The sequence below is a fragment of the Micromonospora sp. NPDC049060 genome (assembly GCF_040649055.1).
GTDB classification, from domain to species: Bacteria; Actinomycetota; Actinomycetes; order Mycobacteriales; family Micromonosporaceae; genus Micromonospora; species Micromonospora reichwaldensis.
The window spans coordinates 1-18,936 of the sequence record NZ_JBEZEV010000076.1; the positions used below are offsets into that span (position 1 = coordinate 1).

General features: G+C 74.1%; 19 protein-coding genes. 9 read left to right on the top strand and 10 right to left on the bottom strand.

Going from position 1 to position 18,936, the window contains the following annotated elements:
• Window positions 1–99: 99 nt before the first annotated feature.
• Complete coding sequence (locus tag AB0B83_RS23185; RefSeq protein ID WP_357579928.1) at window positions 100–744, bottom strand: hypothetical protein; 645 nt, start codon at window positions 742–744, stop codon at window positions 100–102.
• Window positions 745–1,527: 783 nt separating this feature from the next.
• Here AB0B83_RS23185 and helR point away from each other — a divergent pair.
• The gene (helR, locus tag AB0B83_RS23190) at window positions 1,528–3,675 is read left to right on the top strand and encodes an RNA polymerase recycling motor ATPase HelR (protein WP_357579951.1); all 2,148 of its coding nucleotides are present in this window, start codon (window positions 1,528–1,530) and stop codon (window positions 3,673–3,675) included.
• A 110-nt stretch (window positions 3,676–3,785) separates the two neighbouring features.
• Here helR and AB0B83_RS23195 read toward each other — a convergent pair whose 3' ends face one another.
• Complete coding sequence (locus AB0B83_RS23195; protein ID WP_357579929.1) at window positions 3,786–6,290, bottom strand: DUF3516 domain-containing protein; 2,505 nt, start codon at window positions 6,288–6,290, stop codon at window positions 3,786–3,788.
• Window positions 6,291–6,402: 112 nt separating this feature from the next.
• Window positions 6,403–7,032: a tRNA (guanosine(46)-N7)-methyltransferase TrmB gene (gene trmB / locus AB0B83_RS23200; RefSeq protein ID WP_357579952.1), complete on the bottom strand. Its 630-nt coding sequence runs from the start codon at window positions 7,030–7,032 to the stop codon at window positions 6,403–6,405.
• 225 nt (window positions 7,033–7,257) lie between these two features.
• Between trmB and AB0B83_RS23205 the strand changes: the two genes are divergently transcribed.
• Together AB0B83_RS23205 and AB0B83_RS23210 are read left to right on the top strand one after the other, a co-directional pair.
• On the top strand, window positions 7,258–7,881 hold the full coding sequence (locus AB0B83_RS23205; protein ID WP_357579953.1) for a hypothetical protein: 624 nt from the start codon (window positions 7,258–7,260) through the stop codon (window positions 7,879–7,881).
• Window positions 7,882–7,889: 8 nt separating this feature from the next.
• A complete protein-coding gene (locus tag AB0B83_RS23210) occupies window positions 7,890–8,567 on the top strand; it encodes a class F sortase (RefSeq protein WP_357579930.1) in 678 nt (225 codons plus the stop codon).
• Window positions 8,568–8,751: 184 nt separating this feature from the next.
• On the opposite strand, the gene AB0B83_RS23215 is transcribed toward AB0B83_RS23210, so the two are convergent.
• Genes AB0B83_RS23215 through AB0B83_RS23225 form a run of 3 tightly spaced genes read right to left on the bottom strand, consistent with a single transcriptional unit; the run spans window position 8,752 to window position 10,850 of the window.
• Complete coding sequence (locus AB0B83_RS23215; protein ID WP_357579931.1) at window positions 8,752–9,066, bottom strand: antibiotic biosynthesis monooxygenase; 315 nt, start codon at window positions 9,064–9,066, stop codon at window positions 8,752–8,754.
• A 28-nt stretch (window positions 9,067–9,094) separates the two neighbouring features.
• Window positions 9,095–9,892 carry an exodeoxyribonuclease III gene (locus tag AB0B83_RS23220; RefSeq protein ID WP_357579932.1) on the bottom strand — a complete coding sequence of 266 codons (798 nt, stop codon included), beginning with the start codon at window positions 9,890–9,892 and terminating at the stop codon, window positions 9,095–9,097.
• 37 nt (window positions 9,893–9,929) lie between these two features.
• Window positions 9,930–10,850, bottom strand: coding sequence for a PAC2 family protein (locus AB0B83_RS23225; protein WP_357579933.1), 921 nt, complete (start codon window positions 10,848–10,850; stop codon window positions 9,930–9,932).
• A gap of 417 nt (window positions 10,851–11,267) precedes the next feature.
• Between AB0B83_RS23225 and AB0B83_RS23230 the strand changes: the two genes are divergently transcribed.
• The 3 genes from AB0B83_RS23230 (at window position 11,268) to AB0B83_RS23240 (ending at window position 13,154) form a co-directional block, all read left to right on the top strand.
• The gene (locus AB0B83_RS23230) at window positions 11,268–12,110 is read left to right on the top strand and encodes a peptidase M23 (protein WP_357579934.1); all 843 of its coding nucleotides are present in this window, start codon (window positions 11,268–11,270) and stop codon (window positions 12,108–12,110) included.
• A gap of 103 nt (window positions 12,111–12,213) precedes the next feature.
• Window positions 12,214–12,357: a hypothetical protein gene (locus AB0B83_RS23235; protein WP_357579935.1), complete on the top strand. Its 144-nt coding sequence runs from the start codon at window positions 12,214–12,216 to the stop codon at window positions 12,355–12,357.
• A 98-nt stretch (window positions 12,358–12,455) separates the two neighbouring features.
• Entirely contained in the window at window positions 12,456–13,154 is a 699-nt protein-coding gene (locus AB0B83_RS23240) for an EcsC family protein (protein WP_357579954.1), read from the top strand.
• 68 nt (window positions 13,155–13,222) lie between these two features.
• On the opposite strand, the gene AB0B83_RS23245 is transcribed toward AB0B83_RS23240, so the two are convergent.
• Together AB0B83_RS23245 and AB0B83_RS23250 are read right to left on the bottom strand one after the other, a co-directional pair.
• Window positions 13,223–14,074, bottom strand: a complete 852-nt coding sequence (locus tag AB0B83_RS23245; RefSeq protein WP_357579936.1) for a GDSL-type esterase/lipase family protein — start codon at window positions 14,072–14,074, stop codon at window positions 13,223–13,225.
• A gap of 219 nt (window positions 14,075–14,293) precedes the next feature.
• On the bottom strand, window positions 14,294–14,917 hold the full coding sequence (locus AB0B83_RS23250) for an antibiotic biosynthesis monooxygenase (RefSeq protein WP_311412887.1): 624 nt from the start codon (window positions 14,915–14,917) through the stop codon (window positions 14,294–14,296).
• Window positions 14,918–15,251: 334 nt separating this feature from the next.
• On the opposite strand from AB0B83_RS23250, the gene AB0B83_RS23255 reads away from it, so the two are divergent.
• Genes AB0B83_RS23255 through AB0B83_RS23265 form a run of 3 tightly spaced genes read left to right on the top strand, consistent with a single transcriptional unit; the run spans window position 15,252 to window position 17,961 of the window.
• Window positions 15,252–15,515, top strand: a complete 264-nt coding sequence (locus tag AB0B83_RS23255; protein WP_089001114.1) for a DUF6343 family protein — start codon at window positions 15,252–15,254, stop codon at window positions 15,513–15,515.
• Between the two features lie 12 nt (window positions 15,516–15,527).
• Window positions 15,528–16,940: an NADP-dependent succinic semialdehyde dehydrogenase gene (locus tag AB0B83_RS23260; protein WP_357579937.1), complete on the top strand. Its 1,413-nt coding sequence runs from the start codon at window positions 15,528–15,530 to the stop codon at window positions 16,938–16,940.
• Between the two features lie 55 nt (window positions 16,941–16,995).
• Entirely contained in the window at window positions 16,996–17,961 is a 966-nt protein-coding gene (locus tag AB0B83_RS23265; protein ID WP_357579938.1) for a TIGR03885 family FMN-dependent LLM class oxidoreductase, read from the top strand.
• Between the two features lie 53 nt (window positions 17,962–18,014).
• Here the strand turns inward: AB0B83_RS23265 and AB0B83_RS23270 are convergent, their stop codons facing one another.
• Window positions 18,015–18,548: a GNAT family N-acetyltransferase gene (locus AB0B83_RS23270; protein WP_357579939.1), complete on the bottom strand. Its 534-nt coding sequence runs from the start codon at window positions 18,546–18,548 to the stop codon at window positions 18,015–18,017.
• 126 nt (window positions 18,549–18,674) lie between these two features.
• Window positions 18,675–18,935, bottom strand: coding sequence for a hypothetical protein (locus AB0B83_RS23275; RefSeq protein ID WP_357579940.1), 261 nt, complete (start codon window positions 18,933–18,935; stop codon window positions 18,675–18,677).
• Window position 18,936: the final 1 nt, after the last annotated feature.

An 18,936-nucleotide genomic window follows, 5' to 3' on the forward strand; every position in this document is an offset into this window, starting at 1 on the left:
GGCCCGGTCGGCGCCGAACGCCCGGGCCCGGGGCAGCGCGCCGGCCCGGCCACGTCGGCCGGACCGGGCGAGCGGGATCGGGTGGGTGGTGGGAAGGGATCAGGCGGCGGTGGCCCAGATGGCCCGGAAGGCCGCCGCCTCGCCGGCCAGCCAGCGCTCGATCTGCTCCGGGCGGGCGTCGGCGGGCATGCGGTGGGCCTCGCCGCGGCGGACGTCGACCAGGACCGGCTCGGCGTGCGGGAGGACCGCGTCCATGTGCCGGGCCATCAGGTGCAGGGTGGCGAGGGTCGCCTCCTCGCTGGGCGGCGCCTCGTCGAAGTGCAGTCGGACGGCCTCGACGCGACCGTCGGCGTGCCGTACGCCGAACTGGGGGTTGACCTTGACGGGCAGGTCGCCCAGCATCGCGAGCGCGTCGCGGGTCTGGGCGAGGTCGACCTCCCTCGGCTCGCCGAGGGAGCGCAGCCAGGTCGTCGCGCCGGGGACGAGGGCCTGGTAGAGCGGTCGCCAGCGGGGCTTGACCACGTCGACCACCTGGTCGAGGTGGGTGCCGCCGGTGTGGAAGGCGATGTCGGCCTTGAGCGCCTTGACGAACTGGCCGTGCGGGTTGAAGCCGGAGCGGCTGGCCCGCTGCTTGCGCAGGCCCCCGACGAAGGTGGCCTTGGTCGGGCCGGTGCGGTCGACGTAGCGGGTGAAACCGAGCAGGGTGGCGTAGGGGGTGGGTGGGGCGGAGGCGGGCGTGGTCACGGGCGTCCTCCCAGGTCAGGGCCTCGATTAGTACACACATTCTAATCGACGGGTGTGACATCTCCCAGGGTTCGCGGGGACTCTCTCGCCCGGTCCGCCGATGGCCGACCGGCACCGGCCATCGAGGCGCGGGGAGCGCGGGACACGCGGGGAGGTGAGGTGCCGTGGACCGGTGCTCGGATACGGAGAGCACTCCGCGGAGCTGTATCTGACGCAGAGCCAGAGAGCCGTTCGGGCGCGGTGGTCGGCGCCCGGCCGGGTGGACGCGGTGACGTTCGACGAGATCACCGGCCTTCTGCTGCGCTGCCGGGACCGACTGCAGGAACTCTTCGACGACGTGGTCCGCGTACCCAGCGCGTAGCTGCCGCCCGAGGGCGGGCGGCCCGGGAAGGCCCCCGCCGCGCACGCGGGAGATCCATGCCGACGGCCCCGCGCCGAGGCGCGCCCCGCTGCCGCCCTGTGCGGTGCCGATCTTGTGTGGTGCCGATTCCGAAAGGCTTTCCGCGCCCCAGAAAGAAACAAGGGAAAGGGAGTGCGGCCACCCCTTTCCCTTCTCAAGGTATATCGCACCCGGGGGCTTGCGGCAAGACCCGGTCCGTGCCGCAGAATCACCCGGCCGAGGCCGCGAGCTGCGGAAACGGGGCCAGTGAAAGCGTGGGTCGCCGTCGACGTACGGCCGAATGAAAACGTCGAGCCGATGGCCGGACGCCCGGTGCGCGCGTGCGGCGCACGGCATCGCGGGCCAGGAGCCGGAACGAGAGTGGAGTTGCTGACGTGGATCGCCTGACGACCAGCGTGTTCGACCTTCCCGACCACCTCGCCGCCAAGGCCGATCCGACGCTGATCGCCGCCGACGAGCAGCACTTCGCGGCCGTCGCGGGGAGCATCGAGCGGACGGGCACCGAGTTGTCCGACCGCCTCGACGCCGAGCGTCGGGCCCCCGGTGGCAAGGGCCGGCAGGCGGTGGACCGGGACATGGAGGTCCGCCGGCTGGCCGCCCGCCTGCGCACACTGCGCCGCTTCGGCGTGGACCTGTGCCTCGGCCGCATGGTCGGCGCCGACGATCCCACGCCCGTGTACGTCGGCCGGCGCGGCCTCACCGACGGCGCGGGCGGGCGGCTGCTGCTCGACTGGCGTTCCCCCGCGGCCGAGCCGTTCTTCGCGGCGACCCACGCCAACCCGATGGGCCTGGCGAGCCGCCGGCGGTACCGCTGGACGCGCGGCCGGATCACCGACTACTGGGACGAGGTGTTCACCCCGGACGCCCTCGAGGGGCACGCCGCCGCGCTCGACGACCAGTCCGCCTTCATCGCCAGCCTGGGCGCCAGCCGGTCGCCGCGGATGCGCGACGTGCTCGGCACGATCCAGGCCGACCAGGACGCCATCATCCGCGCGGGGTCGAGCGGGGCGCTCGTCGTGGACGGGGGTCCCGGCACCGGCAAGACCGTCGTCGCGCTGCACCGCACCGCGTACCTGCTCTACGCCGACCCGCGCCTCGGTCACCGCCGGGGCGGCGTGCTGTTCGTCGGGCCGCACCAGCCCTACCTGGCGTACGTCTCCGACGTGCTGCCCAGCCTGGGGGAGGAGGAGGTGCAGACCTGCACCCTGCGCGACCTCGTACCCGAGGGGGCCTCGGCGAGCGTCGAGACCGACCCGGAGGTGGCCCGCCTGAAGTCGTCGGCGGAGATGGTGAAGGCGATCGAGTCGGCCGTCAGGTTCTACGAGGAGCCGCCGACCGCACCGATGACGGTCAGCACGGACGAGGCCGACATCCGGCTGCGCGCCGCCGACTGGGCCGAGGCGTTCGAGGCGCCGGGGCCCGGTACGCCCCACAACGAGGCGCGCGACGAGGTCTGGGAGGAGCTGCTCACCATCCTGGTGGAGAAGTACGACGGCGACGAGCCCGACGACGTGGTCCGCGCCTCGCTGCTGCGCAACCGGGAGCTGCGTACGGCGTTCAACCGGGCCTGGCCGCTGATCGAGGCGACCGACCTCGTCGGCGACCTGTGGTCGGTGCCCGCCTACCTGCGCCGGTGCGCTCCCTGGCTCAGCCCCGACGAGGTCCGCGCCCTCCAACGCCGCGACGCCGGGGCGTGGACGGTGTCCGACCTGCCGCTGCTGGACGCGGCACGGCAGCGGCTCGGCGACGCGGAGGCGTCCGGGCGCAGGCGCCGGCAGGAGGCCGTCGTCGCCGTCGAGCGCGCGCGCATGGCCGCCGTCGTCGACGACCTGATCGAGGCCGACGCCTACGACGACGGCGAGGGCGTGCTGTCGAGCCTGCGCCAGCTGGACCTCCAGGACGCCCTGGTCGACGAGACCGCCCTGCCCCACGTGGAGCCGGACCTGCTCGCCGGACCGTTCGCCCACATCGTGGTGGACGAGGCTCAGGAGCTGACCGACGCCGAGTGGCAGATGCTGCTGCTGCGCTGCCCGTCGGGGAGCTTCACCATCGTCGGGGACCGCGCCCAGGCCCGGCGCGGGTTCACCGAGTCGTGGCGGGAACGGCTGGAGCGCGTCGGGCTCGACCGGATCACCGTGACCTCCCTGACCGTCAACTACCGGACGCCGGAGGAGGTCATGGCGGAGGCCGAGCCCGTCATCCGGGCCGTGCTCCCCGACGCCAACGTGCCGACCTCCATCCGGGGCGGCGGCGCTCCCGTCGTACGCGGATCGGCCGCCGATCGGGACCCGATCCTCGACACCTGGCTCGCCGCCCACGCCGAGGGGACCGCCTGCGTCATCGGCGACCCCACGTTCCGGGCGACGTCCCGCGTCCGGTCGCTGACCCCGGAGCTGGCGAAGGGGCTCGAGTTCGACCTGGTCGTCCTCGTCGACCCGGAGGCGTTCGGCACCGGCGTCGCCGGCGCGGTCGACCGCTACGTCGCGATGACCCGGGCGACCCGGCAGCTCGTCGTCCTCACCACCTCCTGACGACGCGCCCGCCGCGCGTCCCCGGCAGGCGGCGGGCGCCGGGACGCGCGGCGTCAGCGGAGCACCGCGGCGGGGCCGGCCGGAGCCGGCCCCCGCGGTCGTGGCGGTGGCTAGAGCTGGCCGACCGAGGTGATCCGGACGACCGCCGCGCCCGCCTCGTCGGAGGCCGCGAGGTCGATCTCGGCGCTGATCCCCCAGTCGTGGTCGTCCTCGGGGTCGTCGAGGATCTGCCGGACCGTCCACCGCTCCCGGCCCTGCTCGATCATCAGCAGCGCCGGGCCGCGCGCGTCCGGGCCCACCCCGATCGAGTCGTACGCCTCGAAGTACGGCTCCAGCGCGTCGGCCCAGGCGTCCGCGTCCCAGCCCGACGCGGCGTCCAGCTCGCCGAGGTCGTACCAGCGGCGCAGGGCGGCCAGCTCGACGCGGCGGAACAGGGCGTTGCGGACCAGCACCCGGAAGGCGCGGGCGTTGCGGGTGACCGCCGGAACCCGGTCGTCCAGCGCCTCGGCGGCCTCGGCGGCGTCGGTGGGGTTGCGCAGCCGCTCCCACTCGTCGATGAGGCTGGAGTCGACCTGGCGGACCAGCTCGCCGAGCCACTCGATGAGGTCGATCAGCTCCTCGGTCTTGGCGTCCTCGGGCACCGTCTGCCGCAGCGTCTTGTACGCGTCGGCGAGGTAGCGCAGCACGAGGCCCTCGGAGCGGGTCAGCCCGTAGAACTGCACGTACTCGGTGAAGGTCATCGCCCGCTCGTACATGTCCCGCACGACGGACTTGGGGGAGAGCTGGTGGTCGGCCACCCACGGGTGCCCCTGCCGGTACATCTCGTACGCCGAGTCCAGCAGTTCCGCCAGCGGCTTCGGCCAGGTCACGCCGTCGAGCAGTTCGAGGCGGGCCTCGTACTCGATGCCCTCCGCCTTCATGGCGGCGACCGCCTCGCCGCGGGCCTTGAACTGCTGCGCGGAGAGCACCTGGCGTGGGTCGTCGAGGATCGACTCGACGACCGAGAGCACGTCGAGGGCGTACGCGGGGGACTCGACGTCGAGCAGTTCGATCGTGGCCAGCGCCAGCGGCGACAGCGGCTGGTTGAGGGCGAAGTCGAGCTGGAGGTCGACGGTGAGGCGGACCCGCCGGCCGGTCTCGTCGGGCTCGTCGAGCTGCTCGACGACCCCGCCCGCGCGCAGCGCCCGGTAGATGGCGATGGCCCGCCGGATGTGCCGGCGCTGGGCGGCGCGGTCCTCGTGGTTGTCGGTGAGCAGGTGCCGCATCGCGGCGAACGCGTCGCCGGGACGGCCGATGACGTTGAGCAGCATCGAGTGGCTGACCTGGAAGCTGGAGGTGAGCGGCTCCGGCTCGGCCTCGACCAGGCGGTCGAAGGTGGGCCTGCCCCAGCCGATCGAGCCCTCCGGTGGCTTCTTGCGCACCACCTTGCGCCGCTTCTTCGGGTCGTCGCCGGCCTTGGCGAGCGCCTTCTCGTTGTCGATCACGTGCTCGGGGGCCTGCACGACGACCCGGCCGACGGTGTCGAACCCGGCCCGCCCGGCGCGCCCGGCGATCTGGTGGAACTCGCGGGCCTTGAGTAGCCGGGTGCGCACCCCGTCGTACTTGGACAGGCCGGTGAACAGCACGGTGCGGATGGGCACGTTGATGCCCACGCCGAGCGTGTCGGTGCCGCAGATGACCTTGAGTAGGCCGGCCTGGGCCAGGGTCTCGACGAGCCGGCGGTACTTGGGCAGCATCCCGGCGTGGTGCACCCCGATGCCGTGCCGCACCAGCCGGGACAGGGTCTTGCCGAAGCCGGAGGTGAACCGGAAGTTCCCGATCGCGGTGGCGATCATGTCCTTCTCGGCGCGGGTGCAGACGTTGACGCTCATCAGGGCCTGTGCGCGTTCCAGGGCGGCGGCCTGGGTGAAGTGCACGACGTAGACGGGTGCCTGCTTCGTCTCCAGCAGTTCCTCGAGGGTCTCGTGCAGCGGCGTCATCGCGTACGAGAAGATCAGCGGAACCGGCCGCTCGGCGGAGCGGACGACGGCGGTGGGCCGGCCGGTGCGCCGGGTCAGGTCGTCGACGAAGCGGGTGGTGTCGCCCAGCGTGGCGGACATCAAGACGAACTGCGCCTGCGGCAGCTCGATCAGCGGCACCTGCCACGCCCAGCCCCGGTCCGGCTCGGCGTAGAAGTGGAACTCGTCCATGACCACCTGGCCGACGTCGGCCCGGTCGCCCTCGCGCAGCGCCAGGTTGGCGAGGATCTCGGCGGTGCAGCAGATGATCGGCGCGTCGGCGTTCACGCTGGCGTCGCCGGTCAGCATGCCCACGTTGTCCGCGCCGAAGACCTCGCAGAGGGCGAAGAACTTCTCCGACACCAGCGCCTTGATCGGGGCGGTGTAGAAGGTCGTCCGGTCGTCGGCGAGGGCCGCGAAGTGCGCCGCGATCGCGACCAGGCTCTTGCCGGAGCCGGTCGGCGTATTCATGATCACGTTGGCGCCGGAGACGATCTCGATGACCGCCTCCTCCTGGTGGGGGTAGAGGTCGAGGCCGCGCTCCTTCGCCCAGCCGGCGAACGCGTCGAAGAGGGTGTCGGGGTCGGCGCTTGTCGGCAGCGCGGCGGTGAGCGTCATAGCGCGTCCATGGTGCCTGGACCATGCCCCCGAACGCCAACCGGCTCCGCGCGCCCGAGGTGTGAGGAAGGGCCCCCTGCACAACGGAATCCGTTGACAGGGGGCCTTCCTCTCACGACCGGCGGTGGATCAGGTCGAAGATCGGGCGACCCGCCCGCAGGGCCCGGCGCTCGAACTTGGTGACCGGGCGGTGGGCGGGGCGGGGCGCGAAGCCGTCGTGCGCGTTCGCCAGCCCCGGGTCGGCGTCCAGGGTCTGGCGCATCGCCTCGGCGTACTCGGCCCAGTCCGTCGCGCAGTGCAGGGTGCCGCCGGGCGCCAGCCGGGAGCGCAGCAGCGCCACGTGGGCCGGCTGGATGATCCGCCGCTTGTGGTGCCGGGACTTGGGCCAGGGGTCGGGGAAGAAGACGTGCACCGCGTCCAGCGACGCCTCCGGCAGGCCCGCGACCAGGTCCAGGGCGTCGCCCTGCGCCACCCGTACGTTGCGTAGGCCGTGCCGGTCCACCAGGTCCAGCAGGTTGGCGATTCCGGGCGTGTGCACCTCGACCGCCAGATAGTCTCGACCGGGGTCCGCGGCGGCCATCTCGGCCGTGGTGTCGCCCATCCCGGAACCGATCTCCAGCACCAGCGGGGCCCGTCGGCCGAACAGGCCGGCCAGGTCCACCGGCGTGCCGGGCCGCTCCGGCACGTCCAGGCCGTAGACCGGCCAGAGCCGGTCGAGGGCGTCCGTCTGGCGGCTGCTCATCCGGCCACGGCGCGGATGGAAGGTCCGGATCGTCCGGGCGGCGGCGGGCGCGGGGACGGCGGCGGGGGAGTCGGTGAAGGTCACAACGACCCGAGGGTACGCGACGACCGCGCCGAATCGGATGTGATGTTCGCCCGGGGATGAGAGGATCCATCCCGTACGGCAGACCGGGCGTCTGGTATTGCCCGGCACTGCCCCAACGCGCCGGGAGGGGGCGTCGTGTCGGTGCACCGCGGCGGTGTGGCGCTGGCGATCGTGACCGTGGTCGCCGGTCCCCTGCTCGCGGCCGCGCCGGCCACCGCCGCTCTGCCGCCCGGCGGCGCCCTGTCGTCCACCACCGTCCTCGCTGCCTCGTCGTCCCCGCCGTTCGGCGTCGCGTACAGGTCCGGCGGCGCTCTGCTGGCCCGGGCTGGCGCGCCCCAGCCGGGACCGCCGGGGCCGCGCGTCTTCGTCGAGGTCAGCCCGAGCACCGTCGAGCCCGGCTTCCTGGTGGGGATCCGGGCCAGTTGCCAGGACAACTCGGTCCCCGCCACCGTGGTCTCGGACGCCTTCGGCCGGGTGCAGGTGCAGCCGCAGGGCGGCACGTTGACCGCCGCGCCGATGGTGCGGGAGCGCACCCGGCCCGGCAACTACCGGATCAAGCTGGAGTGCCGCGACGGCGAGACCGCCTCGACCATGCTCCAGGTCGTCAAGGCCGTGAAGCCCAGTCGTGGCCCGGCGACCGGGTTCGGTGGTGGTGGCGGTGGCTTCACCGGCGGGCTGCTGCTTCCGGGTGGCCTCGCCCTGACCGTGACCGGCATCGTGCTCGCGATCCGGGCGGCCCGCCGTCCGGGTGCCGCCCGACGCTGAGTCCGATCATGGTCCCCGCACCCGCCCCGCAGTCGGCCGCCGCGGCGGCCCGCAGCCCACGGCCGCCCGGACGCCGCCCCTGGTCGGTGCCGCTGGCCGTGGTGCTGGTGCTGGCCGGGGTCTTCGCCACCGGCGCGGGCCTGGGGCGCACCGCCGGGCCGTTCGACTGGGCCGCCGGCGGGGGACAGGACCGGCCGGCCCGCAGCGAGAACGGCGCGCTGGCGGCCAGCCGGCCGGTGCGCCTGTCGATTCCCGCGATCAAGGTGTCCGCCCCGGTGGCTCCCGTCGGCCAGGCCCGGGACGGCTCCATCGCCGTCCCGCCGCTGGAGCGGGCCGACGAGACCGGCTGGTACGACCGGGGCCCCACCCCGGGCGAGCCGGGCCCGTCGGTCATCGTCGGGCACGTGGACACCAAGCGCGGCCCGTCGGTCTTCTACGACCTGCACAAGCTGCGCCCGGGCGACACCGTCGAGGTGGCCCGGGCGGACGAATCGGTAGTGGTGTTCCGGGTCGACTCCGTGGAGCACTTCCCCAAGGAGCGGCTGCCGGCGGAGCGGGTCTACGGCGACGAGGGCCCCGCGGGGCTGCGCCTGATCACCTGCGGCGGCGACTGGCTCGGCGGCCGGACAGGCTACGCCGACAACATCATCGCCTTCGCCACCCTGCTCTCCTCCCGCAACCCCTGAGCGCGGGCCTCCGCCCTCCGGCCCCGCGGGCCCCCGGCCCCGCCCGTTCCCGGTGATCGGCCCCGCCCGTTCCCGGTGATCATGAGGTTGGCGGCGGTCAGGGAGATCCACTTCGCCGCCAACCTCATGATCGACGCCTCCGGAGAGGGCGGGCGGAGAGGGCGGGCGGGGAGGTGGGGGAGGGTCAGGGGCGGGGTGGGACCTGCTGGACGACCTCGAACTCCAGGAGGCTCGCGCCGGAGGCGACCGGGGGCCGCTTCTCGCCCGTCCCGGCGTGGGCGGCGCGCGACGGGCCGGCGGCCCACGCCTGATAGGCCTCCTCGGTCTCCCAGCGCGTGTAGACGAAGTAGCGGTTCTCCCCGGCCACCGGGCGCAGCAGTTCGAAGCCGAGGAAGCCGGGGGAGTTCTCCACGGCCCCGGCCCGCGCGGCGAACCGCTTCTCCAGTTCCTCGCCCGCGCCGGGAGGGACGTCGATCGCGTTGATCTTCACGACTGCCATGGCTCCACCCTAGCGACGAGGTCGGGGCTCAGAACGACTCGACGGCCGGAACCAGGTCGGCGTCGACCACGATCGGTGCGTGGTCGGAGGGGCCCTTGCCCTTGCGCGCCTCCCGGTCCACGTACGCGGAGCGGACCGCCCGGGCGAACGGCGCCGAGGCGTACACGAGGTCGATCCGCATGCCCTTGTTCTGGTGGAACATGCCGGCCCGGTAGTCCCAGTAGGTGAACGGGTGCGGGCCCTTCATCGGCGTGGGGACCACGTCGGCGAGCCCGAGGTCGCGCAGCGCCGCGAGGGCCGCCCGCTCGGCGGGGGTGACGTGCGTGGAGTGGGTGAACAGCGCCGGGTCCCAGACGTCGGCGTCGGTGGGCGCCACGTTGAAGTCGCCGCAGACCGCCAGCGGCAGGCCCCCGGTCAGCTCCGCCTCGACCGCGTCCCGCAGCGCCGCGAACCAGGCGAGCTTGTACGCGTAGTGCGGGTCGTCCGGGGCCCGGCCGTTCGGCACGTACACCGACCAGACCCGGACCCCGTCGCAGGTCGCCGAGATGGCCCGGGCCTCGGGATCGGGGAAGCCCGGCTCGCCGGGGAACCCCACCGTGACGTCCGCCAGGCCGACCCGGGACAGGATCGCCACCCCGTTCCACCGGCCGTCGCTGTGGCTGGCCACCGTGTAGCCCAGCTCGCCCACCTCGGCCACCGGAAAGGCGCCGTCCGGGCATTTCGTCTCCTGGAGGCAGACGACGTCGGGCCCCGTGCCCGCCAACCAGTCCAGCAGCCGGGGCAGGCGGGCCTTCACCGAGTTCACGTTCCAGGTCGCCAGGCGCATGTGACCAGCCTGCCCCATCCCCGCGCGTGTCGCGGGTTCAGCTGCCCGGGGTGTCGCCCGGGCGGGTCTGCTCGGCCAGGAACCGCTCCAGTTCAGCGCCGAGCTCGTCGGCGGTGGGCAGCGGCCCGGCCTCGGCGGCCAGCAGGTTCCGCTCGCCCCGGCCGCGCGCGAACGCGTCGTACTGCTCCTCGAGGGCCTGCACCAGCTGGGCGGCGTCGTCGGTCTGGGCGACCTGCCGGTCGATCTCCACGCGGACCACCTCGGCCGCCGAGCGCAGCCCGTCGCGGGGCAGCAGCAGCCCGGTGCTGCGGGACACGGAGGCGAGCAGCACCTCGGCGGCGGCCGGGTACTCCGTCTGCGCCACGTAGTGCGGCACGTGGGCGGCGAAGCCGAGGGCGTCACGGCCCAGCTCGCCGAGGCGGTACTCCAGCAGGTGCCCGACGCTGCCCGGCACCTGCACCCGCTGCAACCACGGCTCGTAGCCGGCGATCAGCTCGCGGCGGGTGGCGTGTGCGGTCACCCCGGCGGGCCGGGTGTGCGGCACGGCCATCGGGATCGAGTTGAGCCCGACGGTGAGCCGGACGTCCAGCCGCGCGGAGATGCCGGCCACCGCGGCCACGAAGCGCTCCCACTGCAGGTCCGGCTCCGGGCCGGTGAGCAGCAGGAAGGGCGTCTCGTCGTCGTCGCGGAGCAGGTGCAGCTCCAGCTCCGGGGCGTCGTACGACTCCCAGTGGTCCTCGACGAAGGTCATCACCGGGCGGCGCGAGCGGTAGTCGAAGAGCTGGTCGACGTCGAACCGGGCGATCGGGCGGGCGTCCAGGGAGGTGAGCAGCTGCTCCCTGGCCAGTCGGGTGGCGCTGCCGGCGTCGACGAAGCCGGTGAGGGTCTGGATCAGGACCGGCTGACCTAGGTCGGGCAGATCGTCGGTGAGCTCGTAGAGCTCGTGTGGGTCGAGCACCGGTGCGGACCTCCCTGGTCGTGCGTACGGGTCGCCGCGCGAGGGCACCCGGTTCGGGGAACGTACCCGCCATCCTCGTGCATTCCTCGCCGCGCCCCGCCGCGGGTCGTCACCTGTCCGGTAATCGGGCGTATGCCCGCAAGCCCACCGGCGGACGAGGAACGCTGACCGTCAGGACGACCAGGCTATCGGTCGAACGGGCGAGTTTGGGGATCATGGGCGGGGCGGCGGGGGTTTGTCCGTGTTCCGGGCGTGCAGGGGCGGGCCGGGGTGAGCCGGAGGTCTGACCGGTCCGCGAGGTCCGTCCCCCGGGCTGCCCGGGGCGGCAGGGGCGTCCACCCGACCCAGCCCAAATCGTGAGGAAAGCCACGAGATCACCCGGGGTGATCGGCGGGTGGGCCTGCCTAGCCTCGGCTGATGCGTGACGACCGCACCCTCGACGACCAGATCGCCCCCGGTGACCCGGTTGGCCGTTCGAACGATACCCCCTCGTACGTTCGGCCAGCCGCCCTCCGCGCCGCCGGGGCGTACGCCCACCTGCTGACGCGCGGGCCCGCCCGGGCCCGCATCGCTCTCGCCGCCGGCGTGCTGTGCTGCCTCGGCCTGACCGCCGTCGCCCAGGGCGCGGGGGGCGACTCCGCCGACCCGGCCCCCGCCGCCGCCCCCTCCGCGCTCGCCGAGCGCGCCGAGCCGGACCCGGCCTCCCGCAAGGTGGAACGCGTCGCCACCTCCGCCAGCCCGACCCCGACCCGCGCCGCCGACCCGGACACCACCACCCCGGCACCGGAGAAGACCACCCGCAAGCCGGTCGACCCCGCCCCGGTCGTCGGGCTCGACGACGCCCAGATGGAGAACGCCGAGGAGATCGTGCGGACCGGGCGCGAGATGGGGATGCCCCGGCGCGCGCTGGTGATCGCGGTCGCCACCGCGATGCAGGAGAGCAACCTCTACAACGTCGCCAGCGGGGTGCTCCCCGAGTCCCGCGAGTACCCGCACCAGGGCATCGGGTGGGACCACGACTCGGTCGGGCTGTTCCAGCAGCGCTCCAGCAGCGGCTGGGGCGAGGTCGGTGAGCTGATGGACCCGGAGTTCGCCACCCGGCAGTTCCTCTCGGCGCTGGCGCGGGTGCCGGGCTGGCAGCAGATGCGGCTCACCGACGCCGCCCAGGCGGTGCAGATCTCCGCCTACCCGGAGCACTACGCCAAGCACGAGTGGCGCGCCACCAAGGTCGTCGCGGCGTGCCTGGAGGCCGGGCAGTAGGCTTTCACCAACCACAGTGGACGGTTGCGGTTCGCGCATCCGGGGTACATGTGTTGTCGCTCCGAGGTACACATGGAACAGGCACCACCGACTGGAGGACGACATGTCACTGATGCAGCGGATCAGCACCTTCCTGCGTTCGCCCAAGGGTCAGCAGATGGTCGACCGTGGCCGTCGCGAGCTGGCCAAGCCCGCCACCCAGCAGAAGCTCCGGGGTCTCGCGGCCAAGCTCCAGAACCGCCGCTGACCCGTCACCGCCGACCTCTCCGACCCCCGGGAGACCCTGTGACCGATCCCGCGCCCGCCGACGACCAGCACGTCGCCGGAGGACCTCAGCCGCCGGCCGTGGTTCCGGCACCGACGCAGGAGGCCACCGAGGCGCCACCGCTGAAGCTCTGGGACCGGATGCGGGAGGACCCGCAGTACGCCCCGGAGCACCTAGCCTTGGAGGCCGTACGCCGGCTGGGGCCGGAGGCGGCGCAGTGGGCCGCGCGGGCCCGGGCCGAGCAGCCCGGCGTCTCCGCCGAGGCCCTGGCGGAGCAGGCGGTACGCAAGTTCGTCAACCACGCCCGGCTCTCCGGGGCGGTCTCGGGCGCCGCCGGGCTGCCCGGCGCCGTGATCGACGTGGGGATCCTGGCCTGGACGCAGGCCCGGATGGTGCTGCACGTCGCCGCCGCGTACGGCGTCGACCCGCTGCACGGCGACCGGGCGACCGACCTGCTGGTGCTGCAGAAGGTGCACAAGGTCGCCGAGAGCGCCCGGCTCGCGCTCGGGGTGGCCGCCGGCCGGGAGCGTGCCGGGGCCCTCTTCGGCAGCGGGGGGCAGAACCCGCTCGGCAAGGTCATGCTGCGCCTGGGCGTGCGACTGGCCCAGATGGCCGGGGTGCGCGCGGCGAAGCGGGTCTTCGCCAAGGTGGTGCCCGGCGCGGCGATCGTGCTCGGCACCTGGGCCAACTCGTCGGCCACCAAGGATCTCGCCGCGCGCTCCCACGCCCTCTACCGCCAGCACGGCGGACCGACCGTCCCCGAACCCCGCCGGCCCTGACGCCGGCCCTCACCCGCCATCCTGCCGCCCGTCCGCCCGCCCGATTGGGCGTGCGTCGGCCGGCAGGGTCAGGAGCCGAGGCCCGAGGCGCGCCACGCCACGCCGGCCAGCCGGTCCTGCCCCGCGGCGTTGGGGTGGAACCAGTCCAGCGGGTTGACCAGCTCCAGGTCGAACCGCACCCGGTGCACCGCCCCGCCGTCGTGCCGGCAGCGCGAGCCGTACGCCTTGCAGGCGGCGGCGAGTTGGGCGTTGTAGTCGGCGATCCGCTCCCGCACGGCCGTCCGGCGGGCCCGGTCGAGCGGGTCCGTAGAGGTGGGGTTCGCCAGCAGCGCCGGGCAGACGCCCCGCTTCCAGGCCCGCACCGCCCGCGCGTCGGTGTGCCCGACCTCCCAGAGCCGGTGCAGGTTGGGCACGCTCACCACCAGCACCCGGGCCTTCGGCCGCCCCTGCCGCAGCACCCGCAGGCCGCGGTCCACCTCGGCGCGGAACTGCTTCACCGGGGTCATCGCCTCGATGCCGCCCCGGCACACGTCGTTGGCGCCGATCAGCACGGTGACGTGGTCGACGCGGTCGCGTACCGCCCGCTGGGCCTGCCCCTCCAGCGACGCCGCGCGGGCCCCGGGGCTGGCGTGGTTGTGGGCCCTGCCCCGGATCGCCGGGTTCCGGTCGAGCAGCCGCCGGTACAGGCTGTCGACGCGCAGCCCGTCGCCGGTGGACCAGGAGTTGCGCTCGCACGAGACGAGCACCAGGCAGGAGCCGAAGCCGGTGCTGATCGAGTCGCCGAGGGCCGCGATGCCACCGGGCGAGCCGGGCGACGGCGTCTCCCGTGGCGGGCGGGAGCCGGGCTCCCCGCCGCCCTCGCAGGCGAGCGCAACCAGCGCCAGCAGACAGGCGGCCACGGTGACCCAGCGTCGAGGCATACCATCCCCAGTCCCGCAGCGGAGAGCGACAGCGCGGTAACTCTAAGCGCGGCCCCGGTGGGGCCACCCGTCGCTGTCGACAATGCGGCAGAGAGCTGTTCCGGCGCGGCCTCGCATGCTAGCGGATCGATACGTCGGGCGGGGGCCAGCGCGGCGGGAGGGGCCAGCGTGGCGGGAGGGGCCAGCGCGCCAGACGGAGGCCCGGGTCGGGGGCGGGGGTCAGCGCGCCAGGCGGGGGTCGGCGCGCCAGGGCGCGGGCTGGCCGTGCAGCCACCAGTGCAGGGTCCGGGTGATCCGGGGCAGCACCAGGTAGGTCATCAGCGGGGTCAGCGTGAGGGTCATCATCAGCACCCGGGCGGCCAGCGGCACGTCCGGGAGGAAGCGGCTGGTGAGCAGCGTCGCGGTCAGGCTGAGCGGGAAGAACGCCAGCCAGATCGTCACCGCCTGCTTCCAGCGCGGTGGTGAGGGCGGCGGCACCGTCGGCTCGGCGCTGACCGGCACGGTCTGCGCCACGTGCTCCGGCGGCGGGTCGAACCAGCCCTCGACGCCGGTACGCCGCTCGACCCGCGTGTGCTCGACGATGCCCTGCGCCGAGGAGAGCCACCAGTGCCGCTGCGGGGACTCCTCCCAGCGGCGCAGCGTGTCGTGGTCGGCGAAGCGGTAGATGATGTGCCACTCCCCGGAGCCGGGCGCGCTGCGTACCCAGCCGGACCCGAGGAACCCCGGGAACGCCTCGGCCAGCGCCGTGCCGGCCCGCATCCAGGCCACCATCTCGCTGGTCCGGGCGGGGTCGGTGCGCCGGGCGACGGCGACGGTCACCGGCAGCGCGTGGGTCATCGTCATACCGGCCATCCTCTCCGCTCGGAGCCGGTTCGACAGGCTCACGGGCCACCGGTGTAACGCACCCCACCAGCGGGGTGACGCGGCCCACCGCGAGGGCCGACGCGGCGGTACCGGCGGGCCGGCGCGTCTACCGGCGGGACCGGCGCGTCGACCGGCGGCCCGGCGCGTCTACCGGCGGGGCCGGCGCGATCGATCGGCGGGGCGGTCGATTGGCGGGGGCCGCGCGGGCGACCGGCGGGGTGGCGGCCGGCCAACCCGCGCGGGGGAGGAGGGGGAGCCCCGGGGCCCACCGCCGGGGCGGGTTAAGCGGGTCGATCGGGGGTAGGTCGGTGAGATGACGAGATCGCAGCCCCGGCGCGCCCGTGGCACGGTCGGCCACGCCTACAGCGCGCTCAACATGCGGCTCCTGCTCGCCGGGTTCGGTCTGGTCACCATGACCGTCTTCGCGGTGCTGGCGTTCAACGCCGACCTGGTGTGGCTCGGGGTCCTCTGCGTGGTCTTCGCGGTGGTCGCCGTGGTCGACCTGATCATCATCCAGCGGCGCCGCGCCGCCCGCCGCCGGGAGGAACCGGGAGCCCGCCACTCACTCTTCGAGTGACAGGAGGACGAGATGCCCATCGCGACCACCAATCCCGCCACGGGACAGACGCTCAAGACCTACGACCCGATGTCGCCGGAGCAGATCGACGCCGCGATCGAGCGGGCCGACCTGGCGTACCGCCAGCTGCGCGACACCACCGTCGACCAGCGCGGGCGCTGGCTGAACGCGGCGGCCGACCTGCTGGAGGCCGAGCGCGACGAGACCGCCCGGCTGATGACCACCGAGATGGGCAAGACGTACGCCTCGGCCCGGGCGGAGGTCACCAAGTGCGCCGCCGCCTGCCGCTTCTACGCGGCGAAGGCGGCCGAGTTCCTCGCCGACGAGCCCGCCGACGCGGGAGCGGTCAAGGCCACCCGGGCCTTCGTCCGCTACCAGCCGATCGGGCCGGTGCTCGCGGTGATGCCGTGGAACTTCCCGCTGTGGCAGGTGCTGCGGTTCGCCGCACCCGCCCTGATGGCCGGCAACACCGGGCTGCTCAAGCACGCCTCCAACGTGCCGCAGACCGCGCTGCTGCTGGAGGACCTGTTCCGCCGCGCGGGCTTCCCCGAGGGGGCGTTCACCACCCTGCTGGTCGGCTCGGCCGAGGTCGACCGGGTGCTCAGCGACCCACGGGTGCGCGCGGCGACGCTGACGGGCAGCGAGGGCGCCGGCCGCTCGATCGCCCAGATCGCCGGCCGGGAGCTGAAGAAGACCGTGCTGGAGCTCGGCGGCAGCGACCCGTTCGTGGTGATGCCGTCGGCGGACCTGGACCGGGCCGCCGAGGTCGCCACCACCGCCCGCTGCCAGAACAACGGCCAGTCCTGCATCGCCGCCAAGCGGTTCATCGTGCACGCCGACGTCTTCGACGCCTTCGCCGAGAAGTTCGCCGCGAACATGTCGGCCCTGCGGGTCGGCGACCCGATGGACCCCGACACCGACGTCGGCCCGCTGGCCAGCGAGGGCGGGCGAGACGAGATCCACGCCCAGGTGCGGGACGCCGTCGACAAGGACGCCACCGTGCTCTGCGGCGGCGAGCCGCCCGCCGGCCCCGGCTGGTTCTACCCGCCGACCGTGGTCACCGACCTGCGGCCGGAGATGCGGATGTGGTCCGAGGAGGTCTTCGGGCCCGTGGCGGGCCTCTACCGGGTGTCGTCGTACGACGAGGCGGTCGAGGTGGCGAACGGCACCTCCTTCGGCCTGGGGTCCAACGCCTGGACCCGGGACCCGGAGGAGCAGGAGCGCTTCGCCACCGACCTCGACGCCGGGAACGTCTTCGTCAACGGGATGACCACTTCCTACCCGGAACTGCCCTTCGGCGGGGTGAAGAACTCCGGCTACGGCCGGGAGCTCTCCGCGCTCGGCATGCGGGAGTTCTGCAACACCAAGACGGTCTGGGTGGGCGAGGGGGCCGCCTCGGCCGGCGCCGGGGCGCACGCGGAGTAGCCCCGCCCGGCTTGGTCGGCGTAGCCGGACGCCGTCGTGGGTACGGAGTGACGCCATGACGGTGTTCGGCTTCCACGCGTCCCACGAGCAGATCCATCCCCGCGCCCTGCTGGAGGCGGTGATCCACGCCGAGCGGGCCGGCTTCGACGCCGCCATGTCCTCGGACCACTTCGCGCCCTGGAGCGAGCGGCAGGGCCAGTCCGGCTTCGCCTGGTCCTGGCTCGGCGCCGCGCTCCAGGCCACCGACCTGCCGTTCGGGGTGGTCAACGCCCCCGGGCAGCGCTACCACCCGGCGATCATCGCCCAGGCGATCGGCACGCTGGGGGCGATGTACCCGGGCCGGTTCTGGGCCGCCCTCGGCACCGGCGAGGCGAGCAACGAGCACATCACCGGCGACGACTGGCCGCGCAAGGACGTCCGCACCGCCCGGCTGCGCGAGTGCGTGGACGTGATCCGCGCGCTGCTGGCCGGCGAGGAGGTCAGCCACGACGGCCTGGTCCGGGTGGACCGGGCGAAGCTGTGGACCCGGCCGGAGCAGCCGCCGGCGTTGATCGGGGCGGCGGTCAGCGTGGCCACCGCCCGTTGGTGCGCGGAGTGGGCGGACGGGCTGATCACCGTGAACGCCCCGACCGCGCACCTGCGACAGATGATCGACGCGTACCGGGACGCCGGCGGGCGCGGGCCGCTGCACCTCCAGGTGCACGTGAGCTGGGCGCCGGAGCAGGCCGAGGCCGAGCGGCTCGCGTACGACCAGTGGCGCAGCAACGTCTTCGCCCCGCCGGTCTGCTGGGACCTGGAGACCCCGGAGCACTTCGATGTGGTCTCGCGGGACGTGCCGATGGAGAAGGTCCACGACGTCGTGAACGTCTCCGCCGACCTCGGCCGGCACGTCGGCTGGCTGGAGGAGTACCTGGAGCTGGGCTTCGACCAGATCGCCCTGCACCACGTCGGGCAGGAGCAGCGGGACTTCATCGACGCGTTCGGCGCCGAGGTGCTGCCGAAGCTGCGCAGCGCCGGCTGAGCGGTCGGGGCCCGCGCCGCTGTCGGGGCGTGCCGTGTCGACGGGCGAGTGGCTCAGGGCAGGCGGCGGACGAGGACCTGCCCGGGCCACGGGTCGCGGCCCGGGCGCTCGACCGTGAACGGGTCGGTGGCGGTGAAGCCCTGCCGCTCGTACCAGCGGACCAGCGCGCCGTCGTCGCCCGCGTAGCAGTCCACCCGCAGCAGGCCGAGCCCGCGCTCCCGGGCCAGCTCCGCGGCGTGCGCCAGCAGCCGGCCGCCGATGCCGGACCCGGCGTGCGCGCGGTCGGTGACCAGCAGGTTCACGTACAGCTCGGGTTCGGTGGCGGGTGGCACGTACTCGGTCGCCGTCCCGACCACCAGGGCGCCGACCGGCCGGTCGGCGAGCGTCGCCAGCCACAGCCCGCCGCTGCTCGTCCAGGCCTCGGCCTGCGCGATCCGCTGCCGGTCGGTCGAGGCCGCTTCGGTGCCCCACTGGCCGGTGCGGCCCCGCGCCGCCAGCCAGGCGATGGCGTCGTCGAACAGCCGCAGCACGGCGGGCGCGTCATCGGGCCCGCCGGGACGCAGATTGGGGTTTCGCTGGTCGGTCATGACGGACATGCTGCTACAACCAGGCGCCTCGGTGCGCCCGGCCGGGGCGGCGGTCTCCCCGCGCTCGTGCTGTCGAGCTGATGTCGTAGACGATGCACCGCTCCGGGCGGCAGCTACGCCGGGAGGTCAGGGCGTCCCGCCCGAGTCGCCGGAGCTGGCGGTGCCCATCGTGCTGGGATCCCCGCCGTACCCTTCGCCGCGGAGGCTGCCCCGCCCACGGCGCCGGCCGTCCCGGCGGGACTGCCGGATCGCCTTGCGCGCCGCCGTCAACGCCGCGTCCCGCCCGCCGGGAGGCGACGCCCGCCGCCTCCGCAGCGCCAGCACGACCAGGGTGACGGCGACGGCCGTCACCGCGATCCCGGCCAGGATCCACCCCGTCGCATCCATG

Bases quoted from the DNA above. Each gene is read 5' to 3' on its own strand.
- AB0B83_RS23265 (WP_357579938.1), top strand. From the start codon at position 16,996: ATGACGGTGTTCGGCTTCCACGCGTCCCACGAGCAGATCCATCCCCGC.
- AB0B83_RS23270 (WP_357579939.1), bottom strand. From the start codon at position 18,548: ATGACCGACCAGCGAAACCCCAATCTGCGTCCCGGCGGGCCCGATGAC.
- AB0B83_RS23230 (WP_357579934.1), top strand. From the start codon at position 11,268: ATGCGTGACGACCGCACCCTCGACGACCAGATCGCCCCCGGTGACCCG.
- AB0B83_RS23245 (WP_357579936.1), bottom strand. From the start codon at position 14,074: ATGCCTCGACGCTGGGTCACCGTGGCCGCCTGTCTGCTGGCGCTGGTT.
- AB0B83_RS23210 (WP_357579930.1), top strand. From the start codon at position 7,890: ATGGTCCCCGCACCCGCCCCGCAGTCGGCCGCCGCGGCGGCCCGCAGC.
- AB0B83_RS23260 (WP_357579937.1), top strand. From the start codon at position 15,528: ATGCCCATCGCGACCACCAATCCCGCCACGGGACAGACGCTCAAGACC.
- trmB (WP_357579952.1), bottom strand. From the start codon at position 7,032: ATGAGCAGCCGCCAGACGGACGCCCTCGACCGGCTCTGGCCGGTCTAC.
- AB0B83_RS23195 (WP_357579929.1), bottom strand. From the start codon at position 6,290: ATGACGCTCACCGCCGCGCTGCCGACAAGCGCCGACCCCGACACCCTC.
- AB0B83_RS23250 (WP_311412887.1), bottom strand. From the start codon at position 14,917: ATGACGATGACCCACGCGCTGCCGGTGACCGTCGCCGTCGCCCGGCGC.
- AB0B83_RS23275 (WP_357579940.1), bottom strand. From the start codon at position 18,935: ATGGATGCGACGGGGTGGATCCTGGCCGGGATCGCGGTGACGGCCGTC.
- AB0B83_RS23235 (WP_357579935.1), top strand. From the start codon at position 12,214: ATGTCACTGATGCAGCGGATCAGCACCTTCCTGCGTTCGCCCAAGGGT.
- AB0B83_RS23255 (WP_089001114.1), top strand. From the start codon at position 15,252: ATGACGAGATCGCAGCCCCGGCGCGCCCGTGGCACGGTCGGCCACGCC.
- AB0B83_RS23220 (WP_357579932.1), bottom strand. From the start codon at position 9,892: ATGCGCCTGGCGACCTGGAACGTGAACTCGGTGAAGGCCCGCCTGCCC.
- AB0B83_RS23215 (WP_357579931.1), bottom strand. From the start codon at position 9,066: ATGGCAGTCGTGAAGATCAACGCGATCGACGTCCCTCCCGGCGCGGGC.